The sequence below is a fragment of the Fictibacillus phosphorivorans genome (assembly GCF_007673525.1).
GTDB classification, from domain to species: domain Bacteria; phylum Bacillota; class Bacilli; order Bacillales; family Fictibacillaceae; genus Fictibacillus; species Fictibacillus phosphorivorans_C.
Genome location: NZ_VDZU01000001.1, coordinates 2,388,103 through 2,410,506, shown reverse-complemented (window position 1 = coordinate 2,410,506; position 22,404 = coordinate 2,388,103). Strand labels below are relative to the sequence as shown.

24 protein-coding genes are annotated in these 22,404 nt (G+C 39.3%); 23 read left to right on the top strand and 1 reads right to left on the bottom strand.

What is annotated here, in order from left to right; translation table 11 throughout:
• From recG to rnc, 7 genes are all read left to right on the top strand, one after another.
• Positions 1 to 2,037, top strand: coding sequence for an ATP-dependent DNA helicase RecG (recG, locus tag FS458_RS12000; protein ID WP_144700833.1), 2,037 nt, complete (start codon positions 1 to 3; stop codon positions 2,035 to 2,037).
• A 170-nt stretch (positions 2,038 to 2,207) separates the two neighbouring features.
• A complete protein-coding gene (gene fapR, locus FS458_RS11995; RefSeq protein WP_144700831.1) occupies positions 2,208 to 2,780 on the top strand; it encodes a transcription factor FapR in 573 nt (190 codons plus the stop codon).
• A gap of 6 nt (positions 2,781 to 2,786) precedes the next feature.
• Positions 2,787 to 3,785, top strand: a complete 999-nt coding sequence (plsX, locus tag FS458_RS11990) for a phosphate acyltransferase PlsX (protein ID WP_144700829.1) — start codon at positions 2,787 to 2,789, stop codon at positions 3,783 to 3,785.
• Positions 3,786 to 3,788: 3 nt separating this feature from the next.
• Positions 3,789 to 4,739, top strand: a complete 951-nt coding sequence (gene fabD / locus FS458_RS11985; RefSeq protein ID WP_144700827.1) for an ACP S-malonyltransferase — start codon at positions 3,789 to 3,791, stop codon at positions 4,737 to 4,739.
• Positions 4,732 to 5,472 carry a 3-oxoacyl-[acyl-carrier-protein] reductase gene (fabG, locus tag FS458_RS11980; protein ID WP_144700825.1) on the top strand — a complete coding sequence of 247 codons (741 nt, stop codon included), beginning with the start codon at positions 4,732 to 4,734 and terminating at the stop codon, positions 5,470 to 5,472. Before fabD ends, fabG begins: the two co-directional genes overlap by 8 nt.
• An 83-nt stretch (positions 5,473 to 5,555) precedes the next feature.
• The gene (gene acpP / locus FS458_RS11975) at positions 5,556 to 5,789 is read left to right on the top strand and encodes an acyl carrier protein (protein WP_066240701.1); all 234 of its coding nucleotides are present in this window, start codon (positions 5,556 to 5,558) and stop codon (positions 5,787 to 5,789) included.
• A gap of 183 nt (positions 5,790 to 5,972) precedes the next feature.
• A complete protein-coding gene (gene rnc, locus FS458_RS11970) occupies positions 5,973 to 6,683 on the top strand; it encodes a ribonuclease III (RefSeq protein WP_260858766.1) in 711 nt (236 codons plus the stop codon).
• A 50-nt stretch (positions 6,684 to 6,733) separates the two neighbouring features.
• Here the strand turns inward: rnc and FS458_RS11965 are convergent, their stop codons facing one another.
• A complete protein-coding gene (locus FS458_RS11965) occupies positions 6,734 to 6,958 on the bottom strand; it encodes a DUF1128 domain-containing protein (protein ID WP_144700821.1) in 225 nt (74 codons plus the stop codon).
• A gap of 228 nt (positions 6,959 to 7,186) precedes the next feature.
• Here FS458_RS11965 and smc point away from each other — a divergent pair, with 228 nt between their 5' ends.
• From smc to sucC, 16 genes are all read left to right on the top strand, one after another.
• Entirely contained in the window at positions 7,187 to 10,753 is a 3,567-nt protein-coding gene (gene smc / locus FS458_RS11960; protein WP_144703532.1) for a chromosome segregation protein SMC, read from the top strand.
• A 14-nt stretch (positions 10,754 to 10,767) separates the two neighbouring features.
• Entirely contained in the window at positions 10,768 to 11,757 is a 990-nt protein-coding gene (gene ftsY / locus FS458_RS11955) for a signal recognition particle-docking protein FtsY (RefSeq protein WP_144700819.1), read from the top strand.
• Positions 11,758 to 12,226: 469 nt separating this feature from the next.
• Positions 12,227 to 12,550, top strand: a complete 324-nt coding sequence (locus tag FS458_RS11950; RefSeq protein WP_066393591.1) for a putative DNA-binding protein — start codon at positions 12,227 to 12,229, stop codon at positions 12,548 to 12,550.
• 15 nt (positions 12,551 to 12,565) lie between these two features.
• Positions 12,566 to 13,912, top strand: coding sequence for a signal recognition particle protein (gene ffh / locus FS458_RS11945; RefSeq protein ID WP_144700817.1), 1,347 nt, complete (start codon positions 12,566 to 12,568; stop codon positions 13,910 to 13,912).
• Between the two features lie 82 nt (positions 13,913 to 13,994).
• Complete coding sequence (rpsP, locus tag FS458_RS11940) at positions 13,995 to 14,267, top strand: 30S ribosomal protein S16 (protein WP_066393596.1); 273 nt, start codon at positions 13,995 to 13,997, stop codon at positions 14,265 to 14,267.
• Positions 14,268 to 14,288: 21 nt separating this feature from the next.
• Positions 14,289 to 14,516, top strand: a complete 228-nt coding sequence (locus FS458_RS11935; RefSeq protein WP_066393598.1) for a KH domain-containing protein — start codon at positions 14,289 to 14,291, stop codon at positions 14,514 to 14,516.
• Positions 14,517 to 14,647: 131 nt separating this feature from the next.
• Positions 14,648 to 15,163: a ribosome maturation factor RimM gene (rimM, locus tag FS458_RS11930; protein ID WP_144700815.1), complete on the top strand. Its 516-nt coding sequence runs from the start codon at positions 14,648 to 14,650 to the stop codon at positions 15,161 to 15,163.
• On the top strand, positions 15,163 to 15,903 hold the full coding sequence (gene trmD / locus FS458_RS11925) for a tRNA (guanosine(37)-N1)-methyltransferase TrmD (protein WP_144700813.1): 741 nt from the start codon (positions 15,163 to 15,165) through the stop codon (positions 15,901 to 15,903). Before rimM ends, trmD begins: the two co-directional genes overlap by 1 nt.
• 113 nt (positions 15,904 to 16,016) lie before the next feature.
• The gene (gene rplS / locus FS458_RS11920; protein ID WP_066393605.1) at positions 16,017 to 16,358 is read left to right on the top strand and encodes a 50S ribosomal protein L19; all 342 of its coding nucleotides are present in this window, start codon (positions 16,017 to 16,019) and stop codon (positions 16,356 to 16,358) included.
• 84 nt (positions 16,359 to 16,442) lie between these two features.
• Positions 16,443 to 16,994: a signal peptidase I gene (gene lepB, locus FS458_RS11915; RefSeq protein WP_144700811.1), complete on the top strand. Its 552-nt coding sequence runs from the start codon at positions 16,443 to 16,445 to the stop codon at positions 16,992 to 16,994.
• Between the two features lie 11 nt (positions 16,995 to 17,005).
• On the top strand, positions 17,006 to 17,869 hold the full coding sequence (gene ylqF, locus FS458_RS11910; protein WP_144700809.1) for a ribosome biogenesis GTPase YlqF: 864 nt from the start codon (positions 17,006 to 17,008) through the stop codon (positions 17,867 to 17,869).
• A 433-nt stretch (positions 17,870 to 18,302) separates the two neighbouring features.
• Positions 18,303 to 19,088: a ribonuclease HII gene (locus tag FS458_RS11905; RefSeq protein WP_144700807.1), complete on the top strand. Its 786-nt coding sequence runs from the start codon at positions 18,303 to 18,305 to the stop codon at positions 19,086 to 19,088.
• Positions 19,081 to 20,544 carry a hypothetical protein gene (locus tag FS458_RS11900; RefSeq protein WP_144700805.1) on the top strand — a complete coding sequence of 488 codons (1,464 nt, stop codon included), beginning with the start codon at positions 19,081 to 19,083 and terminating at the stop codon, positions 20,542 to 20,544. Before FS458_RS11905 ends, FS458_RS11900 begins: the two co-directional genes overlap by 8 nt.
• A complete protein-coding gene (locus FS458_RS11895) occupies positions 20,541 to 20,816 on the top strand; it encodes an EscU/YscU/HrcU family type III secretion system export apparatus switch protein (RefSeq protein ID WP_144700803.1) in 276 nt (91 codons plus the stop codon). The genes FS458_RS11900 and FS458_RS11895 overlap by 4 nt, the downstream gene beginning before the upstream one ends.
• 46 nt (positions 20,817 to 20,862) lie before the next feature.
• Entirely contained in the window at positions 20,863 to 21,021 is a 159-nt protein-coding gene (locus FS458_RS11890) for a small, acid-soluble spore protein, alpha/beta type (RefSeq protein ID WP_137789681.1), read from the top strand.
• A gap of 201 nt (positions 21,022 to 21,222) precedes the next feature.
• Positions 21,223 to 22,383: an ADP-forming succinate--CoA ligase subunit beta gene (gene sucC / locus FS458_RS11885; RefSeq protein ID WP_144700801.1), complete on the top strand. Its 1,161-nt coding sequence runs from the start codon at positions 21,223 to 21,225 to the stop codon at positions 22,381 to 22,383.
• Positions 22,384 to 22,404: the final 21 nt, after the last annotated feature.

The following is a 22,404-nucleotide window of genomic DNA, read 5'->3' as shown; positions in this document are numbered from 1 at the left end:
ATGCTGAATCAATCAATAACAGCAGTAAACGGTATTGGAGAGAAGAAGGCTGAAGAGCTGGCTAGCATGGGTATTCATTCAGTTGAAGATCTTTTAGAATATCTACCCTACCGGTATGAAGATTACCAAAAGAAAGATCTTGCGGAGATTGCGCATGATGAAAAAGCAACGATTGAAGGGAAGGTTCATTCTGAACCTTCTCTGCGTTATTTTCCGAAGAAAAAATCCCGTCTAACATTTAGGATGTTGATCGGTAAATATTTGATCACTGCGACAATCTTCAATCGACCTTTCTTAAAGAATCAGATTGCTCTAGGACAAACACTTACCGTAACAGGTAAATGGGACCGAAATAAAATGACGTTAACCGTCAGCGATGTTCATTTTGGAACATTCAGTGATGATCATAAGATTGAACCGGTCTATTCTGTCAAAGGTTCTTTATATGGCAAAACGATGCGTAAGATTATAGATTCGGCATTTCGCCAGTTCTCTGGTGCGATCGAGGATCCACTTCCTCAAGAAATCCGTGAATCTTATCGACTTCCCGATCGAGAATCAGCTCTTAAGATGATGCATTTTCCTGAAGATTTTAAGGCGTTAAAAGCGGGAAGAAGAAGGCTTGCGTATGAAGAATTGTTGTATTTTCAATTAAAGATGCAGATCTTTAGAAAATGGAACAGACAGCAATCTAAAGGAGCAGCTTTAAAGTTTGATCGAGATGAAGTAAACACATTCATTCGTTCTTTACCTTTTCAGCTAACCGAAGCACAGCAGAGGGTGGTCGATGAGATATTAAAAGATCTTTCAGATACTAGCCGGATGAACAGGCTGCTTCAAGGGGATGTTGGCTCTGGTAAAACAGTAGTGGCAGCTGTAGCGTTATATGCAGCAGTTACAGCTAACAGACAAGGTGCGCTGATGGTACCAACAGAAATTCTGGCTGAACAGCATTTTCAATCGTTAAAAGAGCTTTTTGCTCCGTTTGGAATTACAGTAGCTCTTTTAACTTCCTCTGTTAAAGGGAAGATGCGGAGAGAAACGTTGAACCTTTTACAGCAAGGAGAGATCCAGATCATGGTTGGTACACACGCCCTTATTCAAGAGGAAGTAAATTTTAATAGCCTTGGTCTAGTGATTACAGACGAGCAGCATCGGTTTGGAGTTAACCAAAGAAGAGTATTAAGGGAAAAAGGCGAGAGTCCAGATGTTCTCTTTATGACGGCAACACCTATACCTCGTACTCTTGCGATATCGGCTTTTGGAGATATGGATGTTTCAACGATTGATGTGATGCCAGCGGGAAGAAAGCCGATCATCACGCATTGGGCGAAACATGGCATGTTAGATCGTGTTCTTGATTTTATAAAAAAAGAAATTGAATCTGGAAGACAAGCTTATGTGATCTGTCCATTAATCGAAGAATCAGAAAAAATAGATGTGCAGAATGCGATTGACGTTCATGCGCAGCTAAGTGCTTATTTCCATACTTACCAAGTAGGTCTGATGCACGGAAGATTGCATTCGACAGAAAAAGATGAGGTGATGAGAAAGTTTGCAGCGAATGTTTGTCAGATCCTCGTATCTACAACGGTTGTAGAGGTCGGGGTAAATGTTCCAAACGCTACTATCATGGTCATATACGATGCAGAAAGATTTGGGCTCTCACAATTGCATCAGTTAAGAGGACGAGTTGGGCGCGGCAGCGAACAATCATATTGTGTACTCATCGCAGATCCGAAGTCTGAAGAAGGTCAAGAGCGGATGAGGATTATGACGGAGACAACAAATGGTTTTGAGCTTTCGGAAAAAGACCTTGAACTTCGTGGACCAGGTGATTTTTTTGGAAACAAGCAAAGCGGTGTTCCAAACTTTAAGGTAGCTGACCTCGTACATGATTATCGAATACTAGAAACAGCTAGACACGATGCGGCTAGACTCGTTCAATCAGAAGAGTTCTGGCAAGATGAGACGTATCGATTGATTCGAGAAGTTTTAACAAGGCAAGGTGTGCTCGACAAAGAAAGACTAGATTAATCTTGAAAGAAGAGTGTTGATACTATATACTACTATTAGTACCAGCTCTTAATAGCAGAAAGATAAATAGCAGGTACGCTGTAATGGCGTTACCTGCTTTTCTACGCACTGCATCTTTACTCACTATCTTTCTCATATATGAGACCTTTGTATGGAAGAAGGAAGAAACTATGAAAAAATCAAAAAAAGAGAGACAAGAGCTGTTAAAGGAAACGATTAAGTTAACCCCTTTTATAACAGATGAAGAATTGGCAGAAAAGTTTAGTGTCAGCGTTCAGACGATTAGGCTTGACCGTTTGGAACTTTCCATTCCAGAGCTAAGAGAAAGAATAAAGTCTGTGGCAGAAACTAAACTGGATGATGTAAAAGCACTGCCGCTTGAAGAGGTCATCGGAGAAATCATTGACTTACAGTTAGATGAATCCGCTATTTCTATATTAGACATAAAAGAAGAACATGTATTTTCTCGTAATAAGATTGCAAGGGGCCATCACGTTTTCGCTCAGGCGAACTCGTTGGCAGTAGCGATAATAAATGATGAATTGGCATTAACCGCCAAAGCGAACATTCGGTTTTCTCGACCTGTTAGAGTAGGAGAGAGAGTGGTTGCAAAAGCGAAAGTAAAAGAGACCACTCAAGAGAGAACTATTGTAGAAGTTACTAGTTATGTAGAGAATGAGCCTGTTTTCAAAGGTGAATTTACCATGTATAGATCTGCACAAGATACAAAGGAAGGAAGTTAAATCAGCATGAATATCGCAATAGATGCAATGGGTGGCGACAATGCACCAGCAGAAATCGTTAAAGGTGCAATTCTAGCGAAAGAACAATATCCAGAGCTTTCGATTACGTTAGTTGGAGATCAGGATCAAATCGTAAAACATCTACCTGAAAAGCACGCGTTTACGATCATCCATACCGATGAAGTGATCGAAACATCAGAGGAGCCAGTTCGAGCAGTTCGTCGAAAAAAGAATGCTTCGATGGTAGTAGCAGCAAACGAAGTGAAATCAGGTAAAGCTGATGCATATATTTCTGCTGGTAACACAGGGGCATTGATGGCCAGTGGGTTGTTTTATGTAGGCCGTATAAAAGGCATTGATCGTCCAGCGCTTGCTCCGACACTTCCGACTTTAAACGGTGATGGATTCTTGTTCTTAGATGTAGGCGCTAATATGGATGCGAAGCCAGAGCACCTCTTACAATATGCATTGATGGGTTCTGTGTATTGGAAAGAAGTACGAGGTGTTGAAAAACCGCGCGTAGGATTACTAAACGTTGGAACAGAAAGTGAGAAAGGAAATGCTTTAACGAAAGCTGCATTTTCACTTTTACAGGAAGCAGATATTAATTTTGTTGGGAATGTTGAAGCAAGAGATCTCTTGATGGGAGCAGCGGACGTAGTTGTGTGTGATGGATTTGCTGGAAACTTGGTTCTTAAATCGATCGAAGGAACTGCTATGAGCATGTTTTCAATGATTAAAGAACAGTTAACATCAAGTTTAACTTCAAAACTAGCAGCTGGAGTATTAAAGCCGAAATTAAGAGGCATAAAAGATAAACTTGACTATACAGAGTATGGAGGAGCTGGTTTGTTCGGACTAGCAGCGCCTGTTATTAAAGCTCATGGTTCCTCAAATGCGAATGCTATGTTGAATGCAATCAGACAAACCAAAAGTATGGTAGAGAAGAACGTGGTACCAACCATTCAGAATCATGTACAATCCCAAGATAACAAGGAGGAGTAAGAGATGGGGAAAATTGCCTTTCTTTTTCCTGGACAAGGCTCTCAAGCAGTAGGAATGGGTAAAGAGCTAATATCACAGGAAGCATCAGCAAAAACTATTTTTGATAAAGCGGATGAAAAACTTGGTATGAAACTGTCAGATATTATCTTTGAAGGACCGGAAGATGTTCTTACAAGAACAGAAAACACACAGCCGGCATTATTAACGGTCTCGACAGCGGTTCTTGAACTGCTAAAAGAGCGTGGTATTCAAGCAGACTACGTAGCAGGTCATAGCCTTGGCGAATACTCTGCACTTGTTGCAGCGGGCAGCCTTTCTTTTGAAGACGCGGTTTATGCGGTTAGAAATAGAGGATTGCTTATGGAAGAAGCAGTTCCTGCAGGAGTAGGGACGATGGCAGCTGTGATCGGGTTCGATCAAGAACGATTAGAAACAATTACGAAGGAAGTCTCTAACGGTGAAGAGAGCGTTCAGATCGCTAATCTTAATTGCCCAGGGCAGATCGTTATTTCTGGCACCGTTGGTGGAGTTGAGAAAGCTAGTGCCCTTGCCAAAGAAGAAGGAGCCAAAGTGATTCCACTTCAGGTAAGCGGACCGTTTCATTCTTCCCTTATGAAACCAGCGGCAGATAAATTCAACGAAATTTTAGATCGAATTGTGATAAATGATGCAAACACTCCTGTAATTGCTAACGTAACGGCGAAAGCTATTACCGATCTTGATGATATTAAAGAAAAGTTGATCGAACAACTATACTCGCCAGTTCGTTGGGAAGAAACGGTTCGTGAGTTAATGGACCTAGGTGTTGATACGTTTGTTGAGATCGGACCAGGAAAAGTTCTCTCAGGGTTAGTTAAAAAGGTGAATCGAAGAGCTAACGTAATAGCTGTAAGTGATTTAGAGACGATTAACATGGCAGTTGAGAAACTAAAAGGAGAGTCTGTGGATGCTTAATGAAAAATCAGTTTTAGTAACAGGTGCCTCTCGAGGAATCGGACGAGCGATCGCTTTGTATTTTGCTAAAAATGGCGCTAAAGTTGCGGTGAATTACTCTGGAAGTGAAGAGAAGGCAAATGAAGTCGTAAAGGAAATAAAAGAAAACGGTGGAACTGCTTTTGCGATTAAAGCGGATATCTCTTCATCAGAAGATGTTACGAACATGGTAAAAACAGTTGTTGATGAGTTTGGAAGTCTCGACGTTCTCGTTAATAACGCAGGAATCACGAGAGATAACCTTTTGATGAGAATGAAAGAAGAAGACTGGGATGCGGTTATCAACACGAATCTTAAAGGAGTCTTCCTGACTACAAAGGCTGTAACAAGACAGATGATGAAACAAAGAAAAGGTCGTATTATTAATATTGCCTCTATTGTTGGTGTATCTGGAAACGCAGGGCAAGCAAACTATGTAGCAGCTAAAGCTGGTGTAATTGGCTTAACGAAAACAGCAGCTAAAGAACTTTCTTCTAGAGGAATCACGGTTAATGCCATTGCACCAGGTTTTATCGAGACAGATATGACTGGTAAACTAGAAGAAGGCATTAAATCGGAAATGCTTAGAAGCATTCCGCTTGCTCGTTTTGGACAGCCTGATGATATCGCATCAGCGGCAGCATTCTTAGCAAGTGATGCAAGTTCTTATATCACAGGCCAAACCCTCCATGTAGACGGCGGAATGGTGATGTAAGAAAAGAACCTTCGATGACTACAAATCCCTCTAGTTTTTTAATGGGAAAAAGAATATACTATTGAAAGGAGGTGACACACAAAATGGCAGATGTTTTAGATAGAGTTTCAAAGATTGTTGTGGACCGTTTAGGTGTTGATGCATCTGAGGTTAAGCCTGAAGCTTCCTTTAAAGAAGATCTTGGTGCTGACTCTCTTGATGTAGTTGAACTAGTAATGGAACTTGAAGATGAGTTCGAACTAGAAATTTCTGACGAAGATGCTGAGAAAATTGCAACTGTTGGTGACGTTGTAAATTACATAAACAGCAAACAATAAGTGTAAGACGGATAAAGTCCCGTGCAAAACAGCGGGGCTTTCTTCCCTTTTTAACGGAAAAATATCAATAGCAAAATAGCCCTTTTACGAGATTTTTGGAGGAAGTTTATGAAAGGTTCAAAACAACATTCAACTCAAAAGAAAACGGTGAAAAATCGGTTTAAATCTGCTTCCAAAAAGGGCATGGATGACAAGGTGCGCATTCAAAAAGTAGCCCCGATACAAGAGCGTTTAAACATAAAGTTTCAGAATGAAAAATTGTTAGCTCAAGCATTTACGCATTCATCATATGTGAATGAGCATCGAGGAAGAACGTTTGAGGATAATGAAAGACTTGAATTTCTAGGTGATGCCGTTCTTGAATTGACCATATCTCAATATTTATACAGCAAGTTTGCAAATATGAGTGAAGGTGAGCTTACGAAACTTAGAGCAGCTATCGTATGCGAGCCGTCGTTGGTTCTCTTTGCAAACGACCTTCATTTTGGTGAGTTTGTTTTATTGGGAAAAGGTGAAGAGAATACTGGAGGAAGATCAAGACCAGCCCTTTTAGCAGATGTTTTTGAAGCATTTATTGGAGCGCTATATCTCGATCAAGGACTCGAAAAAGTAAAAGAGTTTTTAAATCAGTATGTGGTGCCACGAATAAACGAAGGTGCTTTTTCTCATGTGATGGATTTTAAAAGTCAGTTACAAGAATATGTACAGCGTGAAGGATTAGGTCATATCGACTATCGAATCATTCAAGAAAAAGGTCCGGCACACAATCGAGAGTTTGTGTCAGAAGTAAGATTGAATGAAGAGAGTTTCGGAATAGGGTATGGCAGGTCCAAAAAAGAAGCTGAACAGCATGCGGCACAAGAAGCGATAGAGAGAGTGTCTAAAAAGAGCTAAACAAAAAACCCCCTTAACATTAGGCAATAAGCCGTGTGAGGGGGTTTCTGTTACTTTGTTTTAAGAGATGCTAGTTCTTCAACGATGCCTTCCATATCTCGAATACTGAATGATGGCATCTTCATGACCATATCATAAAGTTCCTTAATGTCTTCGTACTTTGACAGTTCATAGTCTTCTGGTTGAATGAGTCCGCTGTTAACAAGCTGAAGTTTCTTTTTTAATCCTTCGATCATAAATGATAAGTTCTCATGATTCTGAGTCGTTAAGTCCATGGTGGGCTCCTTTTTATCCACATATCTTCATGTGAGATTTTACTTGCATGCATATTTTAAGTCCAAACACATTTCATTTTAGCACACTGTAATGTTTGTGACTATGTATGAGTGAATCTATGATAAAATATAAAGGTTAAAGAAATAAATACATAAGAAATTCAAATAAAGCGCCCGAAATTATAAAAACGGGAAAGCATATTGTGAGAAATAAAGGGGGATTTAATGATGTTCCTCAAACGAATTGATGTAGCAGGATTTAAATCATTTGCAGAGCGGATACAAGTTGAATTTGTACAAGGGGTCACAGCGGTTGTTGGCCCAAATGGAAGCGGTAAAAGTAACATCTCAGATGCTGTACGCTGGGTGCTGGGCGAACAGTCAGCGAAGTCTTTGCGAGGCTCTAAGATGGAAGATATTATCTTCGCAGGCAGTGATAATCGAAAACCATTAAATGTCGCAGAAGTTACACTTACTTTAGATAACGAAGATCAGCATCTACCGCTTGATTATAATGAAATATCGATCACAAGAAGAGTATTTCGTTCAGGAGACAGTGAATACTTGATCAATAAACAACAGTGTCGTTTAAAAGATATTGTAGAGCTGTTTATGGATTCAGGACTTGGAAGAGAGGCTTTTTCTATCATCGGACAAGGCCGGGTAGAAGAAATATTAAGCAGCAAATCGGATGAGCGCAGAAAGATTTTTGAAGAAGCTGCAGGTGTATTAAAGTACAAGACCCGAAAGCAAAAAGCAGAGGCTAAACTCACTGAGACGCAAGAAAATCTGAATCGTGTAGAAGATATTCTTCATGAATTAGAAGGTCAAGTCGAACCTCTTAAAATACAAGCTTCTATCGCAAGAGACTACCTTGAGAAAAAAGAAGAGCTCGAGGTCGTTGAAACAGCTGTTCTCGTTCAAGAGATCGAAGACTTGTATGTTCGGTGGGAAAAGCAAAAAGAACTTGTTGTAGAGCTACAGAACCAAGAATCGGTCCTATCGGTAAAAGTAAAACAAGGTGAGACTAAGATCGAAAGAGCACGACTTGATATGCAAGCGATGGATGAATCGATCGATGAACTACAAAGTGCTCTTCTTTTAGCTAGTGAAACACTGGAAAAATTAGAAGGTAAGAAAGAAGTCTTGAAAGAACGTAAAAAGAATTATGATCAAAATAAAACGTCGCTTTTAGAACAAATTCAGCTCTACAAGGCAAAAAAAGAAGAGTTGGGAAAACAGCTTACTGTTGAAAAAGACTCATTAAGAGATAAAGAAAAGCAATTAAAATCCATAAAAAAACAAGTGAAAGACGAAGAAGGACGATTGTCTGTTCTCGAGATGGACGTTGAAGCAGAACTAGAAAAATTAAAAAGTGATTATTTCGAGCGCTTGAACGAACAAACAACGATTAAGAACGAGATGCGTTACTTAGAGGATCAGGCTAGACAGCAGAGCTCCAAAAGTACTCGTTTAGATGAAGAGAATACAAAATACCTGGAACAAAGAGAAGCATTAAAAGAAACAAGAAAGAACGCTGAAGCTTCCTATCAAGCAGCTGAAATGCAATTAAAAATAAAGCAAGAAGAATATCAAGCTCTGAAATCAGAGATTTTGATCGATGATCAGGAAACGAGAACACTTCAAGATAAATTGTATCAAGCGTATCAGTTTATTCAGCAGTTCAAATCTAAAAAAGAGATGCTAGAATCCATGCAAGACGAATACGCAGGTTTCATGCAGGGCGTTAAAGAGGTTTTGAAAGCGAAAGAAACAAAGCTCACTGGCATTGAAGGAGCGGTAGCGGAACTTTTATCGGTACCGTCTGAGGTGGAAACGGCAATTGAAACGGCTCTAGGCGCTTCTATGCAGCATATTGTTGTAGATCATGAACAGAACGCAATGAAAGCTATTCAATTTTTAAAGCAAACGAGAGCAGGAAGAGCAACCTTTCTACCATTGAATGTAATTAAGCCGCGTCAGATCTCTAGTGCAGATGCTCACCAAGCAAGCTCTATCGATGCTTTTGTTGGTGTTGCTGCAAACCTTATTACGTTTGATTCTAAGTATCAAAACATTGTAGGCAATCTTTTAGGGAATATTATCATCGCTAAAGATTTAGCGGGTGCCAACAAGATTGCAAAGCAAGTGAACTACCGTTACCGAATCGTTACTCTTGAAGGAGATGTTGTGTCTCCGGGAGGATCGATGTCTGGAGGAAGTCTGAAACAAAAAAGTAATTCTCTATTAAGTAGACAAAGAGAGATTGATTCTCTTACAGTCAAAGTAGCAACAATGGAGAAGCAAACACTTCAACTTGAGGAAAAAGTTAGTGAATTACGATCGAAACTAACGAAGAAGAAAGAAAGACTCGAATCTCTTCAAACTGAAGGAGAACTCCTACGAGAACAAGAACAAGAGCTGAGATCTTCTTTACGAGAAGTTGAAATAGAAGAAAAGAGTTTAAACGATAGACTACAACTGTATGATCGCGAAAAGAATTCCTATGAAACTGAAAGATCTGCTGCAGATACCCGTCTTTCAGCTTTACAGAAAAAACTCGATCTTGCTATGAGATCTGGGAGAGAGCTTGAAAAAACGATTGCTGATCTTACAGAGAAAAAGAAGAATAATCAGAGCTCAAAAGAAGAACTAAGAGAAGCACTAACACTGTTAAAGATTAAAGCAGCCGAACTCGAGCAGCAGGTTGCCAATCAGCGAGAAAAGTGCTTAAGAATTGAACAAGATTTTTATGAAGTAGAAGCAAAGAGCAAAGAAATAGAAGAAGATTATTGGCTTCTGGAGGAAGAGATGAACTCAAGCTCTTCTGGTGAAGATTCTCTCGATGAACAGATCCAACAGAGAAGACATGAAAAGAATAATGCATTGAAATTAATTGCAGAACGAAGAAAAGAAAGAACAGATTCTTTCCGGTCGATCGAAAGTATGGAGATCGGATTAAAAGAGGCAAAAAGACAATATAAACAACTTCATGACGGGCTTAGAACAGAAGAGGTTAGTATTAATCGACTCGATGTAGAACTAGAATCAAGACTTACTCATCTTAGAGAAGAATATGAACTATCATACGAAGGCGCGAGATTGAAGCATCGATTAGAGATACCGCTTCAAGACGCAAAACGAAAAGTAAAGTTGATCAAGATGGCGATCGAAGAGCTCGGAGCTGTAAACATTGGGGCGATCGAAGAATACGACAGAGTGAGCCAGCGCTTTGATTTTCTTACAGATCAAAGAAATGACTTAACAGAAGCAAAAGATACTCTTTATGGCGTGATTTCTGAAATGGATGAAGAGATGAAGAATCGTTTTGAAGAGACATTTACTTCTATTCGTTCACACTTTGGTGTTATTTTTAAAGAGTTGTTTGGTGGTGGTCGAGCTGATCTCGTTTTAACTCAGCCGGATGATATGCTTTTAACGGGTGTAGACATCATGGCGCAGCCACCTGGCAAGAAACTGCAGCAACTAGGTCTGTTGTCTGGTGGAGAACGAGCTCTAACCGCTATTGCGTTATTATTTGCAATTCTAAAAGTAAGACCTGTTCCGTTCTGTATTTTAGACGAAGTTGAAGCAGCATTAGATGATGCGAACGTAAATCGGTTTGCTAAATTTTTACGAGCATTCAGTAAAGAGACGCAATTTATCGTTGTTACGCATCGAAAAGGTACCATGGAAGAAGCGGATGTACTTTATGGAGTCACCATGCAAGAGTCTGGTGTCTCGAAACTTGTTTCCGTGAGGCTTGAAGAAACAAAAGAACTTGTAACATCATAGGGAGGAAATTGATAGTGAGTTTTTTGAAACGATTAAAAGAAAAGTTCTCAACACAACAATCTGAGGAATCATCTGAAAAGTTTAAAAGTGGACTAGAGAAGACGAGGAACTCTTTTTCATTTAAAGTTAACGATCTACTAAAACGATTTAGAAAAGTGGATGAAGAATTCTTCGAAGAGCTAGAAGAAATCTTGATCGGAGCAGATGTTGGGGTTCACACCGTTCTTGATATTATTGATCAACTTAAAGATGTTGCACGTACAAAGAACATTCAAAATCCAATGGAGCTTCGATCAGCGATCACTGAGAAATTAGCTGAAATGCTTCAAAAAGAAGAAAGTGATAATAAACTGAACTTACAGACTGATGGAATGACCATTATTCTATTCGTAGGAGTGAACGGTGTTGGTAAAACAACAACGATTGGGAAACTCGCTCATCAGTTGAAGAACGATGGTAAGAAAGTGATTCTAGCGGCCGGAGATACTTTCCGTGCAGGTGCGATCGATCAGCTTGAAGTGTGGGGAGAACGTGCTGGAGTTGATGTGATCAAGCATCATGAAGGAGCGGACCCTGCAGCTGTTATTTACGACAGCATCCAGGCCGCTAAATCTCGTAAGGCTGATGTATTGCTCTGTGATACAGCTGGGAGACTTCAGAATAAAGTGAATCTGATGAACGAGCTATCAAAAGTGAAACGTGTCATCGAACGTGAGATTCCTGGTGCTCCTCATGAAGTTTTGCTTGTTGTTGATGCTACAACTGGACAGAATGCCATGAATCAAGCGAAAACTTTCGGACAATCTACAGATGTAACTGGCTTAGTTTTGACAAAGCTTGATGGAACGGCAAAAGGTGGAATTGTTTTAGCGATTCGTCATGAACTAGATATCCCAGTTAAGTTTGTAGGGCTCGGTGAGAAAATTGACGATCTGCAAGAGTTTGATGCTGATCAGTTTGTATATGGTTTGTTTGCAGGAACAGAAGAGGAAGGTGCAGAGTAAATCTGTTTTCTTTTATTAACGCCATTTAGCTCACTTTACTTGGGAGCTGGATGGTTTTTTGTTTTAACAGGGGGTATCTGAATATCGAGAATTGTCGAGGATTGTAAACTCGCGGATAAACAATCAAAAATTTTGGATTCGAATCAAAAACTCGAGGATAAATAACAAAAATTTTTGGATTCATGCCTCGTTTATTTGGATTAATCCTTATAAATGTGACTAAATACCCTATGAGGTATCACTTCTGATTGTTTCCTACGGATAACAGAAGAGTCACTCATCACTGATTCACTGTATTCGTGAGGACGAAGTACAACTACTTACAAACCAACAATAAGTAGGATATGTCTTTCTAATTTCCAAGCAACAACTTAACAACTAATGTGTTAAGAAAAAAACTTGACATCTAAAACCATGGGTTGTATAGTAATCACGTAAAGGCATTTCACTTAACAAGGGTTGTGGAAAAATGCTAGATAAAACAATGAGAATTAATTATCTATTTGATTTTTACCAAGCATTATTGACCCCTAAACAAAAGAATTATATGGGTTTGTACTATTTGGACGATTATTCTCTCGGTGAAATTGCTGAACAATATAATGTCAGCCGCCAGGCCGTTTATGATAATATTAAACGGACAGAGGCGATGCTGGAAGAATATGAAGAAAAGTTAGGGCTTTTTGCAAAGTTTCAGGAACGTGACCAGTTGCTGTCATCTTTAAGAGAGCTTCTGAATTCTGAACCTGATAACGTAATTGCAATTATCGATCGCCTTGAAAATATGGAATAGGAGGCGTTCAGTGAGATGGCATTTGAAGGTTTAGCCGACCGTCTTCAGAACACTTTACAAAAAATTCGTGGAAAAGGGAAAGTAAATGAAGCGGATGTAAAGGAAATGATGAGGGAAGTACGCCTTGCGCTTCTTGAGGCGGACGTTAACTTTAAAGTAGTTAAAGATTTTGTGAAAAAAGTATCTGAACGTGCTGTTGGTCAGGAAGTATTAAAGAGTCTGACACCAGGACAGCAAGTAGTAAAAGTTGTTAACGATGAACTGACAACCCTCATGGGTGGAGAACAAAGTAAGATTGCCGTTTCCAACCGACCGCCAACCGTAATTATGATGGTAGGTCTGCAAGGTGCTGGTAAAACAACAACAACAGGAAAGCTTGCAAATCATTTACGCAAAAAGCAAAATCGCAAACCGTTACTGGCTGCAGCTGACATCTACCGTCCTGCTGCGATCAAGCAACTAGAAATAGTAGGAAAACAGTTGGATCTTCCTGTGTTTCAGATGGGTGATCAAGTAAGTCCTGTCAAAATTGCTGAGTCAGCCATCGCAAAAGCAAAAGAAGATCATCACGATTATGTCATTATCGATACAGCTGGGCGTTTACACATTGATGAAACGCTGATGGATGAGTTGAAACAGGTTAAAGAAATTTCAAAACCTGATGAAATCTTCTTAGTTGTCGATGCAATGACTGGTCAAGATGCTGTGAATGTTGCCGAGAGCTTTAATGAAGCGCTAGGGATCACTGGTGTTGTATTAACCAAACTAGATGGAGATACACGCGGTGGGGCCGCACTTTCAATTAAAGCCGTTACCGGCCTTCCTATAAAATTTGTAGGTCTAGGTGAAAAGATGGATGCTTTAGAGCCTTTCCATCCCGATCGTATGGCTTCTAGAATTTTAGGAATGGGTGACATGCTTACTCTTATCGAAAAGGCACAAACCACAGTAGATGAAGAGAAAGCGCGTGATCTTCAGAAGAAGATGCGTGATATGTCGTTCACGTTCGATGATTTTCTTGATCAGATGGGACAAGTTAGAAATCTTGGACCGCTTGATGAAATACTAGGCATGCTCCCAGGTGCGAACAAGATGAAAGGCCTCAAAAACGTTCAGATCGATGAAAAACAGATCGGTCACGTTGAAGCCATCATCCGTTCGATGACTCTTCATGAAAGAGAACAGCCTGAGATTATCAATGCCAGCCGTAAACGCCGCATCGCTAAAGGAAGCGGGCGAACGGTACAAGAAGTGAATCGCCTCATCAAACAATTCGAGGACATGAAGAAAATGATGAAACAAATGTCTGGAATGATGAATGGCAAAAAGAAAAAAGGTGGATTCAAATTCCCTTTTATGTAAACTGAATTTTCAGGTTTACAAACCTGTCAATTTATACTATTATATTATTTTGTGTGAACTATTTTCGGAGGTGCAAGTTATAATGGCAGTAAAAATTCGTTTAAAGCGTATGGGTGCTAAGAAAGCTCCTTTTTATCGTGTAGTAGTAGCTGATTCTCGTTCTCCTCGTGATGGACGTTTCATCGAAGAGATCGGAACGTATAACCCAGTTGCAAACCCAGCTGAAGTTAAGATCAACGAAGAAAAAGCTCTTGAGTGGATGACAAACGGTGCGAAACCATCTGACACAGTTCGTAACCTTTTCTCAAAAGCTGGTCTTATGGAGAAATTCCATAACGCGAAAAACCAAAAATAATTTTGACGAAGGGGAACAGATATGACAGAGTTGATCGAATCAATTGTGAAAGCTCTAGTTGATCACCCAGATGAAGTTAGCGTCAAAGAGGTTCAAGAAGGACACCGACTTGTTTATCAACTAACTGTTAACCAGACGGATATGGGAAAAGTTATCGGTAAACAAGGAAGAGTGGCTAAAGCGATTCGAACGGTTGTGAATGCAGCAGGTACGAATCAAAATAAAAGGATTTCAATCGAAATCGTCTAAAAAGGATGAGGGAAACCTCTTCCTTTTTTTTATCTATAGCAATATTTTAAAGGTATACATACTTGCATTTATGATAAACTTTAGACTGGATAATAATATGATTAAGTTTGTATGAGAGAAGGTTATAAATCATGACAGATAAATGGCTGAACGTAGGTAAGATTGTGAATACACACGGAATTAGAGGAGAAGTCAGAGTGATCTCAAGAACTGACTTTCCTGAGGAACGGTATAAGATCGGAAACACTTTATATGTAGATATGGGATCAGAACATATACCTGTAAAGATTGAAACGCATAGAAAACATAAGCAATTTGACCTTTTAACATTTGAAAACCTGCATAACATCAATGATGTTGAACGTTTTAAAGGAAATCTGCTTAGAGTGCCGAAGGATCAGTCTGTTTCGTTAGATGAAGGAGAGTTTTTCTACCATGATATTATCGGCTGCTCGGTTTTCACTGTTGAAGGTGAAGAACTAGGAAAAGTTAAAGAAATATTGTCCCCTGGAGCAAACGATGTTTGGGTAGTGAAGAGAAAAGGATTTGGTTCAGATATTCTTATTCCTTACATTCCTTCTGTTGTGAAATCAGTGGATGTGAAAGAATCAAAGATTGTTATTGAGCCATTAGAAGGATTATTCTAATGAAAATAGATGTTTTAAGCCTTTTTCCGGAAATGTTTTCTGGCGTTTTTGGTCATTCGATCTTAAAAAAGGCCCAGGAGAAGGATGCGCTCGAACTTCGAGTGATTGATTTTCGAGAGTTCTCAACCAACAAACATCGGAATGTTGATGATTACCCATACGGAGGAGGAGCTGGCATGGTCCTCACTCCTCAGCCTCTGTTTGACGCGGTGGAACATTTAAAGAAAGAGGTAACTGTAAAACCTAGAATCATCCTTTTATGTCCTCAAGGAGAAACGTTTACTCAAGGAAAAGCAGAAGAGTTGGCCGAAGAAGAACATCTTATTTTCTTATGCGGTCATTATGAAGGTTATGATGAACGTGTTAGAAAGCACCTTGTAACAGATGAGATTTCTATAGGTGACTATGTATTAACGGGTGGCGAACTGGGTGCTATGGTCGTCATAGACGCTGTTGGGAGACTGCTTCCTAATGTTTTAGGAAAAGAAGCATCTCACCAAGAGGATTCGTTCAGCACAGGTTTGTTAGAGCATCCACAATATACGAGACCTGCTGATTTTCGCGGTATGAAAGTGCCTGATGTGCTTATGTCAGGAAACCATAAGAATATCGAGACATGGCGCAGAAAAGAGTCTTTAAGAAGAACGTATGAACGTCGACCTGACTTGCTAGAGAAAATCAAATTAACAAAAGAAGAAGAAATTTGGCTGAATGAGATAAAAGATCATAAAACAACTTGAACACTGTTTAAGTTATATGGTATTATATTGTTTGTGGCTTATGCCCGTTTAATCCGGTGTTCCGCTGCTTTATCATTTAGCAAGAACATCCATGGGAAGGGAGGCAATAAACTATGCAACAGCTTATTGCAGATCTAGCGAAAGATCAATTAAAAGATTTACCAAAATTCCGTTCAGGTGACACTGTTCGTGTACACGTGAAAGTAATCGAGGGTACTCGTGAGCGTATCCAGCTTTTTGAAGGTGTAGTTATCAAGAAGCGTGGATCAGGAATTTCTGAAACGTTTACTGTTCGTAAAATTTCTTATGGTGTTGGAGTGGAGCGTGCGTTCCCATTACATTCACCGAAGATCGCGAACCTTGAAGTAGTTCGTCGTGGTAAAGTTCGTCGTGCGAAGCTATACTACCTACGTGCACTTCGCGGTAAAGCAGCTCGTATTAAAGAAATTCGCTAATAATTCTCGAAAGGAGCTTGACTTATTCAAGCTCCTTTTTCCATATTATAAGTAAGGAATTTCTAGAGATGGTGAGGATTAAGAATGGCACGTACAAAAAACGAAACGTGGGAATGGATTAAAGCATTAGCGGCAGCCTTATTATTAGCAGGGATCATCCGATTTTTTCTTTTCGCACCCGTCGTGGTCGATGGACAATCTATGATGCCAACTCTGCACAACGGAGATCGACTGATCGTTAATAAGTTTTCATATGTGATTGGTGATCCAAAAAGATTCGATATTGTAGTCTTCCATGCTACCGAAGAAAAAGATTACATAAAAAGAGTAATCGGTTTACCTGGGGATACAGTCGAATATAAAGATGATACCCTTTATGTAAATGGTAAGCAGGTAAAAGAAGAATATTTAGAAGCGTATAAAAAGAAAACAAAAGATGGAAACTTCACTTATGATTTTAAGTTACTTGAAGTAACGGGTAAGCAAAAGGTTCCTCAAGGTCAACTATTTGTATTAGGTGACAACCGAAGAAATTCTCAAGACAGCCGAAATATAGGAACAGTGGATGATGATACGATTTTAGGAAAAGCATCTTTCCGTTTCTGGCCGTTAAAGGATATTGGATTTGTAAAGTAGGGTGAGATAACATGACCATTCAATGGTTTCCTGGACATATGGCCAAAGCACGCCGGGAAATAACTGAAAAACTCAAAATGATCGATGTCGTTTTTGAGTTAGTGGATGCTAGAATTCCTCTAGCTTCTAGAAATCCCATGATCGATGAGATTCTGGGTCAGAAACCTCGTATTGTACTTTTGAACAAAGCTGACCTGGCTGATCCAAAAGTGACATCAATGTGGGAAAGTTATTTTTCAGAAAAAGGCATTCCTTCTCTTGCTATCAACTCGCAAGATGGAAAAGGGATAAAAAAAATAGAACCTCTTGCTCATGAGTTAGTAAAAGAAAAGTTCGATAAGATGAGAGCAAAGGGAATCGTCAAACCTCGTGCGGTAAGAGCATTGATTGTTGGTATACCTAACGTTGGTAAGTCCACGATCATCAACCGTATGGCTGGTAAAAATATTGCTGTAACAGGAGATAAGCCTGGTGTAACGAAAAAGCAGCAGTGGATTAAAGCAGGTAAGACATTAGAATTATTAGATACTCCAGGAATTCTGTGGCCTAAATTTGAAGACCAATCAATCGGTTTGAAGTTAGCAGTTACCGGAGCGATTAAAGAAACTCTCTTTGATTTTACTGAAGTAGTCTTATATGCGATCAAATATTTAAAAGAACACTACGAAGAGCGTCTAGTGGAACGATACAAGCTGTCTGAGATTCCAGAGGACTCACTGCCCCTATTCGAAGAGATCGGCAAGAAACGGGGATGTATGATGAGTGGCGGAGAAGTGGATCTTGAAAAGACTGCTGAGATTGTGTTACGAGACCTTCGAGCAGAAAAGCTTGGACGCTTGTCATATGAGCGCCCAAATGACTTTGAAATTAAATAGAGCTAACTGAACAGGCGCTTAAGAAAGTGCCTGTTTTTAAAATTTCGGGTTGAAAATTTTGTAGTGGATGTTTTCAAATCTTCTTTAGCCTGTCGATTGGAGCGTAAGGTCGCGAGACTCCTATGGGACGAGCGGTCAGGTGGAGACTCCTAAAGGCGCAAAGCGGCAGTTCGAAAAGAGGAAGTGACTCGGTTAGCCCCGACAAGCAAAAGGTAAAAAAGGCGAGGACGGCGCACTATGCCTTCTTGACCGTTTAACTTTTGACCTCGAGGGGCTAGTCACTGCAACTAGACAGGAGGCTCACCGTTCATGGAAAGCGAGCGACCTGGAGCGGAAAGCGACTACTTCCAGAGAGGATCTATGTAATACGAAAACATCTTATAAAAAGAACGTATATAAAACCGATAATACATACATAAAGAGCGTGATGAACATGAAAATGTCTATAAAAGAATGGGAACAAAAATTAAAATCCAGTAAAGATAATGAGTTGATCCATCTACTAAAAATCCTCTCTGAAGATGAAAGACAAGGTGCACAAAAACTATTTCAATCTTTCTCAAAACGCTTAGCACGAGAAGAAGCTGAAAGAACGAGATTGAAGCTGATGCATACTTACGAAGAGCAATGCCAAGCTCAAGGGAAAACTTTGATCGCGGGTGTAGATGAAGTCGGCCGTGGGCCTTTAGCTGGTCCCGTCGTGGCAGCTGCAGTTATTTTACCTATAGGATATATGTTGCCAGGGGTCAATGATTCTAAGAAGTTATCTGAGAAAAAAAGAGATGCTCTATATGAGATTATTATGAAGGATGCTATTTCTTACAGTGTCCATTTAGTGCAGCCAGATCAGATCGACGCGATTAACATTTATCAAGCGTCTAAGTTGGCAATGACTGAAGCAATCAGCTCATTACATGTTCGTCCAGATCAGCTTTTAATTGATGCTATGGAAGTTCCTTTAGCGATCGACCAATTAAAAATAATAAAAGGTGATGAGAAAAGTATTTCTATTGCGGCTGCATCAATCGTTGCAAAGGTTACAAGAGACCGATATATGCATAACCTTCATGAAAAATATCCTCAATATGGATTGAATTCCAATATGGGTTATGGAACGAAGGAACATTTACATGCACTTCAGCAGTTTGGACCAACAGACATTCATCGTAGATCATTTAGTCCGGTAGGAGAACTTATTAAAATTACAGGAAGTGATTAACCTGTTACAACTCAACCAAATGAATGGTAAATCGTTAATCCCTGCTAGATTAATGGATGAACCGTTACTTTTAAAGCTTAATCAGTTTATATCTGCTAAGATTTTAGAAATCTTCCCTGATCAATCAGCGAAGGTTCTTTATAATGGCTCAACACTTTATGCCAAATTGGAAGCACCTTTAATCAAAGGAGATAACTATCTATTTGAAGTTTCAGAGAAAAACGGTACGATCTATTTGAAAAAGGTGGAAACAGATCCAGTTAAGTCTACTTCAGAACAGATTTTATCGAGATGGAGCCTTCCAGCATCCGATATGAACAAAAAAGCAGTTGATTTTGCGATCATAGAAAAGTTACCTCTATTAAAAGAAAACATAAAATCTGTTTCCGAGGTTTTAAAATTCACAAACGCACTACCACTCCATGAAAAAAAAGCAGTTGTTCAGCGTATGTTGGAGCTTCAACTGCCCCCTAAGCAAGAGATCGTTCAAGCAGTTGCTTTCAGTCTAAAAAGCAGTGCAGGATCAAGTGGTGAATTCAAACAGCTCTATGAGGCTCTAATGCCCTTTATTCATAAAGATAAAGCTGTTTCAAAAACCTTAGAGCTTTTAAAAGAACTCTATGTATTTAAAGGTAACGAAGCAAGTAATCAACAGGCTCCCATTCATGATAGAGTGAAAAGTATGGATATTAAAAACACAGCAGACATCATTATGCCATCGAATGGAAAACTTCCAGATCCAATAAAGGTTCAGACAGGAATATTTAATGTGGAAGAAAATTTATCAACACAATTAAGAAACGATGTGATGAAGGTTTCTAAAGAAACAAATCTGAACCCATCAGAAGAATTTATTACAGCTGCAAAAAAGTGGTTGATTAAATCGGGTCTATTGCATGAAAAAAATATTTTATTAGACCCAGTACAACTAAAACAAACGGAAACGTTAAAGTCTCAACTTCTGCACCTGCAACAGAACGCTGACCGTATAGAACTGCCTGAGATCATACAGCAAAAAACAAAACAAGCATTAAATAAACTTACTGGTCAACAGTTACAGAATATTCAAAGCAATGAGAACATGCAGCAATTTATTCTTCATATTCCGTTTAATGGATCGGAATATCCGAAAGAGATGACCGTTCGGTGGGAAAGCAAAAAGCAAGGTGGAAAAGGAATCGATCCAGATCATTGTAGGATGCTTTTTTGGTTAGAGATGAAGCATCTAAATGATGTGGCTGTAGATGTGCATATTCAAAACAGAATCGTTTCGTTAAAAGTTTATAATTCTCATCCCGCTATCGAAAAATTTTCTGAACCGTTATTACACACGTTAAAGATTAGTATGAAGAACATGAATTATACGCTATCATCCGTTATATTCAGTTCTCAAAACGAAAAGATAAAAAATACCGAGACTTCTATATCATATAAAGGATTGGATCTTAGAGTATGAGTGATCATAAAAAAGAAGCTGTGGCGTTAAAGTATAGTCCGCTCGAATCTACCTCTCCGGTAGTTATTGCTAAGGGGAAAGGTGAAACAGCAGAGCGGATAGTAAGATCTGCAGAAGATCATAACATACCGATTCAGGAAGATCCTTCTTTAGTTCATTTATTATCTAAGCTAGAGATCGAGGAAAGTATACCTGAAGAATTGTATGAAGTGGTCGCTGAACTGTTTGCTTTTATTTATAAATTGGATAAAGAAGCAGGAAAATCTACATAAATGTTATTGAAACGGGGCATTCCTATCTTTAAAGGAGTGTGTTTTAATGCCTAAGAATAAATTAGTCGTACAGCAATCCGAACAATTAGTGAACCAATTTAAAGAAGAGATGGCTGAAGAGTTTGGCATGTACCGTTCAGCTGCTGAATCTGAAGCTATAACACCTAAAATCATCAAGAAACAGAAAAACGAAAAAAACAAATGAAAAAAGAAGGTGTTTTCGTTCCTAAAGGGGACGAAAAAGTGATAAAACCAAAGTCATTCCACAGTGATTTTGGTTTTTTATTTTGGCTAAGAGGGTGTATGCGCTTGCAATTTTCTGAAGAATAGTAGACATAATAGACTAGGTCTTATACAATGATAACGGTACTTTAAGTTTTCACCATGATAGGAGGATGGAGAGTAAATGAATATCCACGAATACCAAGGTAAAGAGATACTTAGAAAATATGGTGTGGCTGTTCCAAACGGGAAAGTAGCATTTACCGTTGAAGAAGCAGTAGAAGCTGCTAATGAGCTGGGGAGCACTGTATCTGTAGTTAAAGCACAGATCCACGCAGGTGGCCGCGGTAAAGCAGGTGGCGTTAAAGTCGCTAAAAATATCGATGAAGTGCGTACATACGCAAATGAAATCTTAGGAAAAGTTCTTGTAACTCATCAAACAGGTCCAGAAGGTAAAGAAGTTAAGCGCTTACTTATCGAAGAGGGCTGTGATATTAAGAAAGAATACTATATCGGTCTTGTACTAGATCGTGCAACATCAAGTGTTGTTATGATGGGATCTGAAGAAGGCGGTACTGAAATTGAAGAAGTGGCTGAAAAGACACCTGAAAAAATCTTCAAAGAAGTAATCGATCCAGCGATCGGCCTTCAAGCATTCCAAGCAAGAAGACTTGCTTATAACATCAACATCCCTACTGAATTGGTAGGAAAAGCAGTGAAATTCATGATTGGTCTATATACGGCTTTCGTTGAAAAAGACTGTTCAATCGCAGAAATCAATCCATTAGTTGTAACAGGTGACGGAAATGTTATGGCACTTGATGCAAAGATGAACTTTGATTCTAATGCTTTATACCGTCACAAAGACATCTTAGAATATAGAGATCTTGAAGAAGAAGATGCAAAAGAAATCGAAGCATCTAAATACGATCTTAGCTACATTTCTCTTGATGGAAATATTGGATGCATGGTTAATGGTGCTGGACTTGCAATGGCAACGATGGATATCATTAAACATTACGGCGGCGACCCGGCTAACTTCCTTGACGTTGGGGGCGGCGCGACTACTGAGAAGGTAACAGAAGCATTCAAGATTATTCTTTCTGACAAAAATGTTAAAGGAATCTTTGTTAACATTTTCGGTGGAATTATGAAATGTGATATCATCGCGAACGGCGTTGTTGAAGCAACGAAACAAGTTGGTCTTGAGTTACCTCTTGTTGTGCGTTTAGAAGGTACTAACGTTGATCTTGGTAAAAAGATTCTTAAAGAATCTGGTCTAAACATTACAGCTGCAGATTCTATGGCTGATGGTGCAGAGAAGATCGTAGCTTTAGTTAAGTAATAGAGAAAACATCGTAGGAAG